This window comes from Clostridium sp. LS3 (assembly GCF_055330225.1).
The window spans coordinates 3546282-3561001 of sequence record NZ_CM143921.1; the positions used below are offsets into that span (position 1 = coordinate 3546282).

Annotated in this window: 16 protein-coding genes; all 16 read right to left on the reverse strand. The window is 29.9% G+C overall.

Going from position 1 to position 14720, the window contains the following annotated elements; translation table 11 throughout:
* Positions 1-101 precede the first annotated feature (101 nt).
* The gene (murA, locus tag ACZJV1_RS16700; RefSeq protein ID WP_411168983.1) at positions 102-1361 is read right to left on the reverse strand and encodes a UDP-N-acetylglucosamine 1-carboxyvinyltransferase; all 1260 of its coding nucleotides are present in this window, start codon (positions 1359-1361) and stop codon (positions 102-104) included.
* Positions 1362-1382: 21 nt separating this feature from the next.
* On the reverse strand, positions 1383-2030 hold the full coding sequence (locus tag ACZJV1_RS16705; RefSeq protein ID WP_460286534.1) for a hypothetical protein: 648 nt from the start codon (positions 2028-2030) through the stop codon (positions 1383-1385).
* Positions 2031-2235: 205 nt separating this feature from the next.
* On the reverse strand, positions 2236-2640 hold the full coding sequence (locus tag ACZJV1_RS16710; RefSeq protein WP_411168985.1) for an ATP synthase delta/epsilon chain alpha-helix domain-containing protein: 405 nt from the start codon (positions 2638-2640) through the stop codon (positions 2236-2238).
* 11 nt (positions 2641-2651) lie between these two features.
* Positions 2652-4043 carry a F0F1 ATP synthase subunit beta gene (gene atpD, locus ACZJV1_RS16715; RefSeq protein ID WP_411168986.1) on the reverse strand — a complete coding sequence of 464 codons (1392 nt, stop codon included), beginning with the start codon at positions 4041-4043 and terminating at the stop codon, positions 2652-2654.
* Between the two features lie 15 nt (positions 4044-4058).
* A complete protein-coding gene (gene atpG, locus ACZJV1_RS16720; RefSeq protein ID WP_460286532.1) occupies positions 4059-4910 on the reverse strand; it encodes an ATP synthase F1 subunit gamma in 852 nt (283 codons plus the stop codon).
* 36 nt (positions 4911-4946) lie between these two features.
* Positions 4947-6461 (reverse strand): F0F1 ATP synthase subunit alpha, encoded by a 1515-nt coding sequence (gene atpA, locus ACZJV1_RS16725; RefSeq protein WP_411168988.1) that lies wholly within the window; start codon positions 6459-6461, stop codon positions 4947-4949.
* A gap of 10 nt (positions 6462-6471) precedes the next feature.
* A complete protein-coding gene (locus ACZJV1_RS16730) occupies positions 6472-7011 on the reverse strand; it encodes a F0F1 ATP synthase subunit delta (RefSeq protein WP_460286531.1) in 540 nt (179 codons plus the stop codon).
* Complete coding sequence (locus ACZJV1_RS16735; RefSeq protein ID WP_411170729.1) at positions 7011-7493, reverse strand: F0F1 ATP synthase subunit B; 483 nt, start codon at positions 7491-7493, stop codon at positions 7011-7013. The genes ACZJV1_RS16730 and ACZJV1_RS16735 overlap by 1 nt, the downstream gene beginning before the upstream one ends.
* 39 nt (positions 7494-7532) lie before the next feature.
* Positions 7533-7763 carry an ATP synthase F0 subunit C gene (atpE, locus tag ACZJV1_RS16740; RefSeq protein WP_008676605.1) on the reverse strand — a complete coding sequence of 77 codons (231 nt, stop codon included), beginning with the start codon at positions 7761-7763 and terminating at the stop codon, positions 7533-7535.
* A 75-nt stretch (positions 7764-7838) separates the two neighbouring features.
* Positions 7839-8537, reverse strand: coding sequence for a F0F1 ATP synthase subunit A (locus ACZJV1_RS16745; protein ID WP_322412599.1), 699 nt, complete (start codon positions 8535-8537; stop codon positions 7839-7841).
* Positions 8538-8900, reverse strand: a complete 363-nt coding sequence (locus ACZJV1_RS16750; RefSeq protein ID WP_460286530.1) for an ATP synthase subunit I — start codon at positions 8898-8900, stop codon at positions 8538-8540.
* A gap of 636 nt (positions 8901-9536) precedes the next feature.
* Positions 9537-10718 carry an acetyl-CoA C-acetyltransferase gene (locus tag ACZJV1_RS16755; RefSeq protein ID WP_463650849.1) on the reverse strand — a complete coding sequence of 394 codons (1182 nt, stop codon included), beginning with the start codon at positions 10716-10718 and terminating at the stop codon, positions 9537-9539.
* 108 nt (positions 10719-10826) lie between these two features.
* On the reverse strand, positions 10827-11978 hold the full coding sequence (wecB, locus tag ACZJV1_RS16760; protein ID WP_411168992.1) for a non-hydrolyzing UDP-N-acetylglucosamine 2-epimerase: 1152 nt from the start codon (positions 11976-11978) through the stop codon (positions 10827-10829).
* A gap of 490 nt (positions 11979-12468) precedes the next feature.
* A complete protein-coding gene (gene upp, locus ACZJV1_RS16765) occupies positions 12469-13098 on the reverse strand; it encodes a uracil phosphoribosyltransferase (protein ID WP_411168993.1) in 630 nt (209 codons plus the stop codon).
* Positions 13099-13129: 31 nt separating this feature from the next.
* Positions 13130-13579, reverse strand: a complete 450-nt coding sequence (gene rpiB, locus ACZJV1_RS16770; RefSeq protein ID WP_463650850.1) for a ribose 5-phosphate isomerase B — start codon at positions 13577-13579, stop codon at positions 13130-13132.
* Positions 13580-13656: 77 nt separating this feature from the next.
* Positions 13657-14706: an L-threonylcarbamoyladenylate synthase gene (locus ACZJV1_RS16775; RefSeq protein ID WP_463650851.1), complete on the reverse strand. Its 1050-nt coding sequence runs from the start codon at positions 14704-14706 to the stop codon at positions 13657-13659.
* Positions 14707-14720: the final 14 nt, after the last annotated feature.

Genomic DNA, 14720 nt, shown 5'->3' on the forward strand with positions numbered 1-14720 from the left:
TCTTTATGCTTTCCTATATATTAAAGTATAAAATTAAAGAACTTAGAATAAATCTAAGTTCTTTAATTAGGCTAATATAGCTATAATTATTTATAATATATCTATTTATCAACTCTATATACATTAACTCCCAAGCCTCTAAATTTTTCTTCTATATTCACATAACCTCTATCTATATGATATATATCACTAATTTCTGTATTTCCTTGAGCCACTAACCCAGCTAGTATCATAGCTGCTCCAGCTCTCAAATCAGTAGCTTTAACATCACATCCTGTTAAAGAATCTACTCCTTCTATAATTGCTGTTCTTCCATCAATTTTTATATTTGCTCCCATTCTTACTAATTCTGCAACATGCATAAATCTATTTTCAAATATCGTTTCTGTTATAATACTTGATCCTTTTGTTACCGACAATAATGTCATCATTTGAGCTTGCATATCAGTTGGAAAACCAGGATAAGGTAATGTCTTTATATCAACAGGTCTCTTCTTATCTGTTCCATCAACTAACATAACATTTTCTTTTATACTCTCAAACTTTACTCCACACTCTTTTAATTTCTCTATTGTAGGTCTTAAATGGTCTTCATTAGCTCCATTTATGATTATCTTACTATTTGTTATAGCTGCTGCAACCATAAAGGTTCCTGCTTCAACTCTGTCATATATAGGTTTATAGCTTATCCCAGTTAAAGAATCTACGCCTTCTACTGTTATTTTCCCCATTCCTGCTCCTTGAACTTTAGCTCCCATTGAATTTAGAAAATTAGCTAAGTCCCATATTTCTGGTTCTTCTGCAGCATTTTCTATAATTGTTGTGCCTTCAGCCAAAACAGACGCCATTAACAAATTTTCAGTTGCACCTACAGATGGAAAATCTAAATATATTCTATTTCCTTTAAGTTTTTTAGCCTTCGCTTCTACAAAACCATGTCCTATTTCAATCTCTGCCCCTAAAAGCTTAAATCCTTTTAAATGTAAATCTATAGGCCTACTACCTATATTGCATCCTCCAGGCATGGAAATTTTGCATCTTCCAAATCTCGATAGCATTGGTCCCATAATTAGAAAAGATGCTCTCATTTTTCTTATTAACTCAGTATTCATATCAATTGCTTTAATATTAGAAGTATTTATCTTTAAATTACCTTTTGAGTCATTTTCTATATCACAGTTCATTCCTAATAACAAATCTGTTAAAACTACTACATCTTCTAACATAGGTGCATTATTGATAATAATATCATTTGGACTTAAAATACCTGCAACTATTATTGGTAAAACAGAATTTTTAGCTAAACTAATATTCACTTCACCTCTTAGTTTATTACCACCTTCAACTACAATTTTTTCCATATTATCCTCCATAATGAATTGTTAGTATGTTACGAATATCACTGGTGTTCCTATAATTAGATATTCTCCTGTATCATATTTAATATGACCTATACTGATTCTATTTCCATCATATAATCTTCCCTTTGCTACAGAACCATTATAAATATCTAATATTTCTAAAGTATCCTGTTTTATATTGTTCCTTAGTACCTCCAACAGATGTTGTTTTTGATCCTCTATTATTTTTACCCTTACAAAATCAAAATATTTTATATTTTTTGCTGAAATATTTTGGATTTTTTTTAATTCTTTTCTAATTTCAAGAGTATTGGTATTCTTATTATTATTTATATAAGTGATTTGAACTTTTGTATTTTCATTATCACTCCATAATAATACTTTTATTTCTTTGGAGTCATCTCTATAAATAATACTATTATTATTTATATCTACATTTTCTCCAAAGACTTTTTTTAATTGCTCTTCAATTAGAATTTTCTCTTTATATATAGATTGATTTACACTATATTCGATCTTAACGCCATTTTCAACAAAGTCATTTGTATCCATTAACTGAGTTTCTATTAAATTAAATTTATTGGAAATGGACTCAGATTTAATTGGAAATGCCCCAATAATTAACAAAGAGAAGATTAAAGAAGATATAACTTTTATGACTTTTTTCATAAATTCCCCCCATACCTTTCTTTTTTAAGTATTGTCCAATTTATTCTTTTTTATTCAAAATCTATAGCTATAATATAATATATAGATTAGGTTGAATTTTGTGATTAATTGTCACTATTTACACTTATAGTATTTTAGTAAAATGAAAAATAGAGTAATAAAAGAATTTCATAATTCTTTTATTACTCTATTTTTAATCTTAAAGTTAATTATTCGTATCTAAGGTACCAATTCTTGCATTTGCTCTTGCTAATGATCTTTTAGCTCTTTCAACATCTATATCCTTACCTTCTTTTAATCTTCTTTCCGCTCTGACCTTTGATTCTTGTGCTCTATCAATGTCAATATCTGAAGGCATCTCTACGGCATCACAACAGAACTTTAATTCATTATTTTTTATATAAATTATTCCTGATGATGTGAACATTTCTTGCTTATTACCTCCATTAACTACTAATGTTGTAGTTGGAATAGTACTTACTATTATTGGAGTATGATTTGCTCTAAATTCAATTTCACCATCTTTAGTTAAAGTAGTCAATCTTTCTGCTTCCATTACTAAAGCTTCTCTTCCAGGGGCTATTATAGTTACACTAAAAGTTTTACTCATAACATCATCCCCTATCTTAAGGTCTTAGCTTTTTCTATAGCTTCTTCTATAGATCCAACAAATAAAAATGCTGATTCTGGAAGATCGTCATACTTGCCCTCTAAAATCTCTTTAAATCCTCTTACTGTTTCTTTTACTGGAACATATCTACCTTGCATTCCTGTAAATTGCTCCGCAACTGTAAATGGTTGAGATAAAAATCTTTGAATTCTTCTTGCTCTTGCAACTACTTTTTTATCTTCATCTGATAATTCATCTACACCTAAGATTGCAATTATATCTTGTAACTCTTTATATCTTTCTAAGATATTTTTAACTTCTGTAGCTATATCATAGTGCTCTCTTCCTACTATTCTTGGATCTAATATTCTTGAATTAGACTCTAATGGATCAACTGCTGGATATATTCCAAGCTCTGCTATACTTCTTGATAAAACTGTTGTTGCATCAAGGTGACTAAATGTTGTAGCTGGAGCTGGGTCTGTAAGGTCATCTGCAGGTACATATACTGCTTGAACAGATGTTATTGATCCATTCTTAGTTGATGTTATTCTTTCTTGAAGTGCTCCCATTTCAGTTGCAAGAGTTGGTTGATATCCAACAGCTGAAGGAATTCTTCCTAATAAAGCAGAAACTTCTGATCCTGCTTGAGTAAATCTAAATATGTTATCTATAAATAAAAGAACATCTTGACCTTGATCTCTAAAATATTCAGCCATAGTTAGACCTGTTAATGATACTCTCATTCTAGCTCCTGGTGACTCATTCATTTGACCAAATACTAGAGCTGTCTTATCGATAACTCCTGATTCTTTCATTTCATAATATAAGTCGTTACCTTCTCTTGATCTTTCTCCAACCCCTGTAAATACAGAAAGACCTCCATGTTCTTTAGCTATATTATTAATAAGCTCTTGTATTAGAACTGTTTTACCTACTCCAGCTCCTCCAAATAAACCTATTTTACCACCCTTTTGATATGGAGCTAATAAGTCTATAACTTTAATTCCAGTTTCAAACATTTGTGGTTCTAATGCTTGTTCTTTAAAGCTAGGTGCTGGTCTATGAATTGGATACATCTCTTTAATTTCTACATTACCAGCATTGTCTATAGGATGACCAAGAACATTAAATACTCTTCCTAAAACTTCCCTACCTACGGGAACAGATATACATCTTCCCATGTCAACAGCTTTCATACCTCTTTTTAAGCCATCAGTAGATTCCATAGCTATAGTTCTAACAATGTCATCTCCCATATGTTGTTCAACTTCAACTACTAATAACTTTTCTTCCATATCTATTCTTATTTCGTTATAGATATTAGGTAAATCATCTGAATTAAATTTTATATCTACTACAGGTCCAATTACCTGAACTACTTTTCCTACTTTTTCAGGCATAGCAATACCTCCTTACTATTTTTGAGCTTCTGCTCCTCCTACAATCTCAGATATCTCTTGTGTTATCATTCCTTGTCTTATTCTGTTATACTTAAGATTTAAAGATTGTAATATATCATTAGCATTTCGTGTTGCTCCATCCATAGCAGTCATTCTAGCACTTTGCTCACTAACTTTTGAATGCAACATAGCTCTTCTTAATTTGCTTTTAAAATATGCATCTAAACTTGAATTTAAAACCTCTTCTAAACTAGGCTCAATTAAAAATTGTTGTGACTCTTTACTTTCTATTTGCAAAGGAAATAATTTCTCTATTCTAACCTCTTGCTTTATTGGGGATATGAATTCTGTAAAAACTATATTAACTTCTCCAATTTCTCCCCTTTTAAACATATATAAAGAATCTTCGTATATAGCCCTTACTTCTTTTATAGTAGGGATATCTGGAATTTCTACATATTCTCTTACAGTATCAAATCCGTATTTTTTCATATAAGAAATTCCCTTACTTCCTGCCACAACTACTTTTGATGACCCTTTATCTTTAATCATTTCATTCATTATATTAGCTATATTACCATTAAAGCCTCCACAAAGACCTGTATCTGAAGCTATAACAATATATAGTTTATCTAAATTCTTAGAATCTTCTTTAAAGAAAGGACTTTCATAATCTTGTGGTAAAACAGCCATTAGATTATCTAATATTTCTTGACATAAACTATAGTATTGTTCATTATCATTAAGTTCTTTCCTTGTTTTTCTAAGTTTAGAAGTGGCTACAAGATTCATAGCTTTTGTTATCTTTCTTGTACTTTCAACCGACTTTATTCTTCTTTTTATTTCTATAAGTCCTGCTGATCCCAAATTTCCACCTCCTAAAGAAGTGCATAGCTATTTAAGCTATGCATCTTGTAAGAATATTTTCTTAAACTCTAATATAGATTTTTCTAATTCTACATTTATTTCATCAGTTAAAGACTTAACTTCAACTATTTTCTTTAATAATTCTCTATTATGAGTATCCATATATTCTAAAAGCTCTCTCTCAAACTTTCTAACATCACTAACTTTGACATCTGATAAAAAGTCTTTCACTATTGCATATAAAATTACTATTTGTTTTTCAACTGCCATAGGTGAATATTGATCTTGCTTTAATATCTCTACTAATCTCTTACCCTTTTCTAATCTCTTCTTAGAATCTTTATCTAAGTCAGATCCAAACTGAGCAAATGACTCAAGCTCTCTATATTGTGCAAGCTCTAATCTTAAAGTACCAGATACTTGTTTCATAGCTTTAATTTGAGCATTTCCCCCAACTCTTGATACTGATATACCTGCATTTACTGCTGGTCTTTGTCCAGAGTGGAATAAATCTGCTTCTAGGAATATTTGACCATCTGTTATTGAGATAACGTTAGTTGGTATATATGCGGTTACATCACCTGCTAAGGTTTCAATTATCGGAAGAGCTGTTAAAGATCCTCCACCATTCTCTTTTGAAAGCTTAGCTGCTCTTTCTAGTAATCTTGAGTGAATATAGAAAACATCTCCTGGATAAGCTTCTCTGCCTGGTGGTCTTCTAAGTAATAATGACATTGTTCTATAAGCTACTGCATGCTTAGAAAGATCATCATAAATTATAAGTACATCTTTTCCTTGATGCATAAAATATTCACCCATACTACATCCTGCATATGGAGCTAAATATTGTAATGGTGCTGATTCTGAAGCTGTACCACTTACTACTATAGAATAATCTAATGCACCAAACTCTTCTAAAGTATTAACTATATTTGCAACAGTTGATTGTTTTTGTCCAATAGCAACATAAATACAAATTACATCTTTACCTTTTTGATTTAATATTGTATCTAAAGCTATAGCTGTTTTACCTGTTTGTCTATCTCCAATTATAAGCTCTCTTTGGCCTTTTCCTATCGGTATCATAGAATCTATTGCTTTTATACCTGTTTGTAAAGGCTCATTAACAGAGCTTCTGTCTATAATACTAGGAGCTGGTACTTCTATTGATCTATAACCAGAATTATTTATAGGACCTTTTCCATCTATAGGATCTCCTAATGAGTTAACTACTCTTCCTAATAAAGCTTCACCTACTGGTACTTCAACAATTTTATTAGTTCTTTTAACGATATCGCCTTCTCTTATTCCTTCTTCTGATCCTAAAAGAACACAACCTACGTTATCTTGCTCTAAGTTTAAAGCCATTCCATAAACATTGTTAGGGAATTCCAATAATTCACCTTCCATACAATCATCTAACCCGTAAACTCTTGCTATACCATCACCAATTTGGATTATAGTACCCGAGTCTACAGTTTTTATTTCTTTTTCATATCTCTCTATTTCCTTTTTGATTATGGAAGTTATTTCTTCAGGCTTAATATTCATACCTTCACCTCTATTCTGTTCTAAGCATCAAATCTCTTAGCTCATCTAATTTAGATTTAACTGTTCCATCTATAACATCATTATTAACTCTTACGTATATTCCTCCAAGAATGCTTTCATCAATAATCTGTTCAAGCATAATATTCTTATTATACTTTTCTTCTAATTTAGACTTTAAATTACTGAACTCTTCTTCATTTAAAGGAACTGTGGTCTTTACTATTCCATTTAGAGTGTTTTTTCTCTCTAAATCTATTTTTTCCATTTCCTTTAACTTTTCTTTTAAATAAAGTATTCTATCTTTTTCTATAAGAATTAATAAAAATGATAATAATTCCTCATCTATATGACCTTTAAATATATTTATAAAAGTCCTTTTTTTCTTTTTTGTACTAATTTGAGGGTGTTTAATTACTTCGTAGAATTCTTTATTTGTTTCTATAAGGTTACAAATTTCTCTTAAATCTTGAAGATACTGTTGAACTTTTCCTTTTTCTTCTGCTACTTCGTAAAGAGCTAATGCATATCTACGGTCTAAATATTCATACATTATGAATTACCTACCTTGGTTATAAATTCTCCAATTAACTCTCTATTCTTTTCTTCATCTATATTTTTCTCTATAACCTTTTTAGAAAGTTCAATAGCTAAATCTATAGCCTCTTTCTTTAATTGATATTCTACTTTTTCCTTTTCTCTATTGATTTCTACTTTTGCCCTCTCTAAAATAACCTTAGCTTCTTGATTAGCCTCTTCAACTATTTCTTCATATATTTTTTCTGCTTTTTGTTTATATCTTTCAGTAACTTTTTTACCTTCTTCTCTAGCATTTTTTAATACTCTTTCATTTTCTATTGCTAGCATTCTTGCTTTTTCTGATTCTTCTTCTGCATTATCTAGTTGATCATTAATCAGATTTTCCCTTTCACTAACAATAGCCTCAACCTTAGCAAAAAAGAAATATTTTAAAATTGCAAAAAGAATAATAAAGTTAATTATAGTGGCTATAAGGGTGCTAGGATTTATTTCCATTAACATATATAACTACCTCCCTTCTGGAGCCATAAGACACTATTTTACTCCAACGAATATTAAAAGGATTGATACTAATAAGCCATAAATCGCAGTTGCTTCTGCAAAAGCTGATCCAAGCATTAATGCAGTAGTTATCTTACCACTAGCTTCTGGTTGTCTTGATATTCCTTCTACAGCCTTAGCTGTTGCATTTCCTATTCCAATTGCAGCTCCTATACCTACTAATACAGCTATAGCTGCTCCTAATGCTCTCATTGATATTTCCATAATAAAATCCTCCTTTAATATAAAACAATATAATAATTATATAATTAATAAATTAATATAATACTTAACTAAAAATTAATGCTCTGTATGTCCTGAATGTTCTGCTATCATTTTAATATTTATCATCGTTAACATTACAAATATTACTGTTTGAATACCACCGTCAAAAATATCAAAATATGCATGTAACGGTACAGGAACTCCTATCTGTGCTATAAATCCTATGTGATGCAATGCTTCATAACACAATTCTACTAAGAATGTAGCTGCTAGTATATTACCAAATAGTCTCAGTGCCAATGATACTGGAAGCATTATTCTCTCTAATATATTTATTGGTGTAATTATAGCAAGAGGGAATGTATATCCTCCGAAATAACTTTTCAAACCGTATTTTCGTATAGTATAAAATTGTACCATATAAAAAGTTATTAAGGCTAATGCCACTGTTACAGTAAAGTTCTTTGTTGGTACAGGAAGTCCTATTAATCCAGTAAAATTCATAAACAATAAAAATACCGCTAAACTTCCTATAAAAGGAATAATGTCTAAAAACTCTTCTCCCATATTAGCCGTTACTACATTTTTTAACATAGTATATATAGATTCTACTATTGCTTGCTTTTTATTAGGTCTGAGCTTCATATTTCTTGTTGACCATATAGCAATAATAGCTATTAACACAATGGTTATCCACTGCATTACCACCTCTGGAACTATTTCAATCTTAATTGGCCCAGCAACGTAAGACCATATTGGTTCTAGTGGTTCCACTTAATCACTTCCTTTCCCTGTTTTTATCCAATAGAATACTATCAAAACAAAATGTGATAAATATCCTGTAAGATATGATATAAGTTGTATTAAGTTATTTAAAAATGGCAATGCTATAACAATGATAGTAAATATTCTTATAATATATCCAAGAATTAAAAATATACTTTTATCATTATTTAAAGAATATTCTAAGATTAATCCACTAACTATAGAATTTGTTAATGATACTATTAATCCTAATAAAAATACACAAGCCACTTTTAAGTCTATTAGAAAGGATAATATAAGTACAAAAATGAATCCTGCTATTAAATCATATTTTATCATATTAGAAATTAACTTATTCATTTCTCTACTCATTTTATCCTCACTCCCAACTAACTCTTGTTATTATATTACTCTGAAAACATTAATGAAAATCTTATATTTATTCATATAATACATTTAACATCTATATTTAACGATTTTAAGTATTTAAGTTCTATTTACTTAACAAACTTCATTTTTACATCTATTTTCTTCTAGTGTAGTAAAATCAAAGAATTATTATTCATTTTAAAGAATATTCAGAATATTATAAATATAGATTTTTACCGTTGTTATCATTTTCATAATAGTTTTTTTAAATTAAATTTACATTTTTTTCAATTTTTGTTTGTTTATATGAATTTTTATTCATTTATACTGTAATAATTTATTAGTGCCTATTTTAAAGGATGAATAAATATTTATTCGATTATTCATTTTTTAGTTTTTTTCTTTATAATTTTTCCTAAATATTTTTGTATGTATTTATATTATATATATATATAACAGTTATATAGGTTTTAATAATCTTATTATAGATATTACTTTAAATTTTATACAGTTCTACATATCACTTTTATATTGTAAATATTATATTTTCTCATTTATTATTATTATCTATTAATATCTTTATAATTCATATCAAAATAAAAACTCTCGATTTTATATCGAGAGCTTTTATATATAAAGTTATTTTCTTTCAACTATAAGAGCTGTTCCCATTCCTCCACCTATGCATAAAGTTGCCAAACCTTTTCTAGCATCTCTCTTTTGCATTTCATGAAGTAATGTAACCAATATTCTTGCACCTGATGCTCCAACTGGATGGCCTAATGCTATGGCTCCTCCATTTACATTAACTTTACTCATATCAAAATTTAAATCTTTTGCAACTGCCAAACTTTGAGCTGCAAAAGCTTCATTGGCTTCTATTAAATCTAAATCTTCAATTTTTAAATTTGCTACTTCTAAAGCTTTTTTTGTTGCATGGAAAGGTCCATATCCCATAATTGAAGGATCTAATCCTTTTTGTCCATAGGAAACTATTTTTGCTAATGGTGTAATACCTAATTCTTCTGCTTTTTCAGCACTCATAACTACGAAAGCTGCTGCTCCATCATTTATACCAGATGCATTAGCTGCAGTTACTGTGCCATCTTTTATAAATGCAGGCCTTAACTTAGCCATTCCTTCAATTGTAGCACCAAATCTTGGATATTCATCAGTATCAACTACCTTTGGCTCTCCCTTTCTTTGTGGTATAACAACTGGTACTATTTCATCTTTAAATTTACCTGCCTTAATAGCAACTTCAGCCTTTAATTGTGAGTTAAGTGCAAATTCATCTTGTTCTTCTCTTGTTAAATTCCATTCTTTAGCTATGTTTTCTGCAGTTACTCCCATGTGATAATTGTTAAATGCATCCCATAAGGCATCATTTATCATAGAATCAACCATTTTTCCATCGCCCATTCTTTGGCCCCATCTAGATGTTTTTAATAGATAAGGTGCTTGAGACATATTTTCCATACCACCAGCTACAACTATGTCTGCGTCTCCTGCTTTTATCATTTGAGCTGCTAATGCAACCGTTCTTAAACCTGATCCGCAAACTTTATTTATTGTCATAGCAGGTACTTCTACTGGTAATCCAGCTTTTATAGCTGCTTGTCTTGCAACATTTTGTCCAAGCCCTGCTTGAATAACATTACCCATTACAACTTCTTCTACTAATTCACCCTTTATACCTGCTTTAGCTACAGCTTCCTTTATTACTACTGCTCCTAATTCTGCTGCTGATACGTCTTTTAATGCTCCTCCAAATGAACCAATAGCAGTTCTTACTGCACTTGCAATTATAACTTCTCTCATAATCCACATCTCCTCCATATAATAGTCAGAATTATCTAATTTGTTAAACAATTAACACAATTTAATTATATCACTTTATCCCTTTTATTCAACCATAATTTTCAAAATCTATCTTAAAAATTCCTCTATTTCTAACGTTCTTATGTTAAAATAATTTTCAATTATATTTGCAATTCTCTTTGATGCTAAACCATCTCCATAAGGATTAGCCGCCTTACTCATTTTAGTATATTCATCTTTGTTATTTATTAAATTATTAGCTTCAGTTATTATCTTTTCAATATCAGTACCTACTAATTTTACAGTTCCATATTCAACTGCTTCTGGCCTTTCTGTTACATCTCTAAGAACTAATACTGGTTTTCCTAGGTGTGGTGCTTCCTCTTGTAGTCCACCTGAATCGGTCATTACCATAAAGCACTTATTCATTAAATTATGAGTTTCTTTAGTATCTAATGGTGATAATAAATGAACTCTTTCCTTGTCTCCTAATTTTCTGTTTACAACATCCTTAACAACTGGATTTAAATGCACTAAATATACTAGCTCTACATCCTTATTTTCTTCTACTATCTTACTTAATGCATCACATATATTTTCTATTCCTTGCCCCCAGTTTTCTCTTCTATGAGCAGTAATCATTATAACTTTTTTATTTTCAAAATCTATCGTGTTTAGTATATCATTTTCAAATATATATTCTTCCTTTACTGTGTGAAGCATAGCATCAATAACAGTGTTACCAGTTATGTAGATATCTCTCTCATTAACACCTTCTCTTAAAAGATTTGCTTTAGAACCTTTTGTTGGTGCAAAATGTAAATCTGCTAATGCTCCCGTAAGTTTTCTATTCATTTCTTCAGGGAATGGAAAATATTTATCAAAGGTTCTGAGACCTGCTTCAACATGCCCAACTTTAATTTGTTGATAGAAGGCTGCAAGTGCTCCTGAAAATGTAGTAGTCGTATCCCCATGAACAAGTATCATATCAGGCTTTTCTTCTAAAAATATTTCTTCTAATCCTTCTAGAACCCTATTAGTTATTCCAGTTAAAGTTTGCTTGCTCTTCATTATGTTCAAATCAAAATCTGGTTTTATATCAAAATAATCTAATACTTGATCTAACATTTCTCTATGTTGTGCTGTTACACAAACCTTTGAATCTATTCCTTCCCTTTTTTCTAGTTCTTTTACTAAAGGAGCCATCTTTATAGCTTCTGGTCTGGTTCCAAATATAGTTATAACTTTTTTCTTATTCATTCTAGATTCCTCCTGATTTATATATAAATTAAATTATTTCCATTATTAATATTTACTATTTCTATTTTTTATAAGCTTTATTCTAGTTTAATTATTACATATTTTCGTAAATTCAATGCTTATATAATTATACACTCTTACTAGCAAATAAACAAATATTGCTCTATCTTAAGCCTTAATTTTTCTATATTTAAACTCTATTAATCTAACTTTTTTAAATATATTTAAGATATCTTTTTTATGCTCAATAATAAAAAAGTAGCCATATGTAAGTTTACTTATTCCTTCGCTCCGCTCCAAGTCAACGCAAACTTACATATGTCACTTACAAACTGAAGGTTAGGAAAGTATAAAACAACTCTACTTTTTTACATTGAATTACTAAAAGCCTTATATAATCACATTTTCAAAACTTTAAATTTTTATACTTTCCTCGACATTAAATAAGGAGCAACTTATAAAAAGCTACTCCTTATTTATATTAATTTAATTATTTAGTTCCAAATAATCTATCGCCTGCATCTCCAAGCCCAGGAACTATATATCCATGTTCATTTAATTTTTCATCTATTCCAGCAACATATATATCTACATCAGGATGAGCTTTTTGAACAAACTCTATACCTTCTGGAGAGCTTATTAAGCACATAAGTCTTAAATTCTTAGCTCCTCTCTTCTTTAACATAGTTATAGCATCTGCTGCTGATCCACCTGTAGCTAACATTGGATCTACTACTATTACATCTCTTTCTGCTATATCTTGAGGTAACTTACAGAAGTATTCTACTGGTTGAAGAGTTTCTTCATCTCTATATAATCCTACATGACCAACCTTTGCTGCTGGTATAAGCTTTAGCATACCATCTACCATTCCAAGGCCTGCTCTTAAGATAGGAACTATAGCCATTTTTTTACCTGCTAACATCTTACACTTTGTTTTACAAATTGGAGTTTCTATTTCTACTTCCTCTGTACTTAAATCCCTTGTTACTTCGTAAGCCATAAGCATTGAAACTTCTTCTACTAGTTCTCTAAAATCCTTTGAACCAGTTTCCTTACTTCTTATAAAAGCCAACTTATGTAATATTAATGGATGATCTATTTGTGTTACTTTACTCATTTATATTCCTCCTATTGCATTAACAATTATATTATTTATTATATCTTTTTTCTAACTCTGTTATTTTATTAATTCTATTTTGATGTCTTCCACCTTCAAATTTAGTATTTAAAAATGTTTTTACTATGTCTAAAGCTAATCCAGGCCCAACAATTCTTTGTCCAATAGTTAATATATTTGCATCATTATGTTCTCTTGTGGCATGTGCACTAAACGTATCACTACATAAAGCTGCTCTTACACCTGGAATCTTATTTGCTGCAATTCCTATTCCTATTCCTGTTCCACATACTAAAACTCCAAAATCAAATTCTTTTGCTACTACTGCTTCTGCTACTGGTATAGCATAATCTGGATAATCACATGACTCATTGGAATTAGTTCCAAAATCCCTTATTTCATATCCTTCTTGAGTTAAATATTTTTTTATTTCTTCCTTTAATTCAACTCCACCATGATCTGAGCCTAATGCTATCTTCATAAGAATGTACCTCCTAACCATTATAATGGTAAATTTTATATAATAAAAAGGAAAAGGTCTCCCCCTTCCCTCCCTAATTATACTTCTACTATATCAAAACCTGATGCCTTATTTAATCTATTCATTATAGCTAGCCCTACACCTTTTTCATCAAAAGCCTGACATAAAATCACATCAACAATTAAATCATCACAAGCTCTAAGCGACTCAAAAAGATTCCTCGCTACTTCGTATAGATTTTTTTCACTTCCTAAAGAAATTACTTTGCAATTATTAAAATTATTATATAATTCATCAGTTGATAATATTACAACCTCTTTTTGATTATCTATATAATTTTGTACCATTTCATTAATTTTTTCAATAGTTTTTTCTTTATTTCCCTTTATTATTTTTAATTTTGCCTTCGGTGCATAATGTCTATACTTCATTCCAGGAGCTTTTGGCTTTAAATTTTCATTTGGTTTTCCTTTTATAGCTTCATCAATATCTATATCTTTATTAACTTCCTTTAACATTTCTAATGTTATCCCACCAGGTCTCAATACTACTGGTGGATTAACTGTACAGTCAACTATAGTAGACTCCACTCCAACATTGCTTCTTTCTCCTCCAACAATATAGTCAACTCTTCCATTTAAATCCTCAATACATCTTTCAACTTCTGTCGGACTTGGTCTTCCTGAAATATTAGCTGAAGGACCTGCAATCGGGCATCCTGATAACTCTATAAGCTTTAATGCGATATCATTATCAGGCATTCTAATACCTATTGTATCCAGATTAGCACTAGTTCTACTAGGAATTATTTCTTTTTTATTTAATATTATTGTTAATGGCCCTGGCCAAAATTTATTTATAAGCTTTTGTGCTACTTCTGGTACATTCTTTACCAAATTATTTATATCCTTTGATGAAACATGAACTATTAAAGGATTATCTTGCGGTCTTCCTTTCGCATTAAATATTTTTTCTACAGCTTTAACATTTAACGCATTAGCTCCTAATCCATATACAGTTTCTGTTGGAAATGCAACAATTCCTCCATCCTTTATAATTTTAGCTGCTTCTTCTATGTATTTAATATCATCATTAATATCTTTGATAATAGCTACCTTTGTTTCCAAAAGTCTTACCTTCT

Coding starts and splice junctions, on each gene's coding strand:
- murA (WP_411168983.1), bottom strand. CDS start 1,361: ATGGAAAAAATTGTAGTTGAAGGTGGTAATAAACTAAGAGGTGAAGTG.
- ACZJV1_RS16705 (WP_460286534.1), bottom strand. CDS start 2,030: ATGAAAAAAGTCATAAAAGTTATATCTTCTTTAATCTTCTCTTTGTTA.
- ACZJV1_RS16710 (WP_411168985.1), bottom strand. CDS start 2,640: ATGAGTAAAACTTTTAGTGTAACTATAATAGCCCCTGGAAGAGAAGCT.
- atpD (WP_411168986.1), bottom strand. CDS start 4,043: ATGCCTGAAAAAGTAGGAAAAGTAGTTCAGGTAATTGGACCTGTAGTA.
- atpA (WP_411168988.1), bottom strand. CDS start 6,461: ATGAATATTAAGCCTGAAGAAATAACTTCCATAATCAAAAAGGAAATA.
- ACZJV1_RS16730 (WP_460286531.1), bottom strand. CDS start 7,011: ATGTATGAATATTTAGACCGTAGATATGCATTAGCTCTTTACGAAGTA.
- ACZJV1_RS16735 (WP_411170729.1), bottom strand. CDS start 7,493: ATGGAAATAAATCCTAGCACCCTTATAGCCACTATAATTAACTTTATT.
- atpE (WP_008676605.1), bottom strand. CDS start 7,763: ATGGAAATATCAATGAGAGCATTAGGAGCAGCTATAGCTGTATTAGTA.
- ACZJV1_RS16750 (WP_460286530.1), bottom strand. CDS start 8,900: ATGAGTAGAGAAATGAATAAGTTAATTTCTAATATGATAAAATATGAT.
- ACZJV1_RS16755 (WP_463650849.1), bottom strand. CDS start 10,718: ATGAGAGAAGTTATAATTGCAAGTGCAGTAAGAACTGCTATTGGTTCA.
- wecB (WP_411168992.1), bottom strand. CDS start 11,978: ATGAATAAGAAAAAAGTTATAACTATATTTGGAACCAGACCAGAAGCT.
- upp (WP_411168993.1), bottom strand. CDS start 13,098: ATGAGTAAAGTAACACAAATAGATCATCCATTAATATTACATAAGTTG.
- rpiB (WP_463650850.1), bottom strand. CDS start 13,579: ATGAAGATAGCATTAGGCTCAGATCATGGTGGAGTTGAATTAAAGGAA.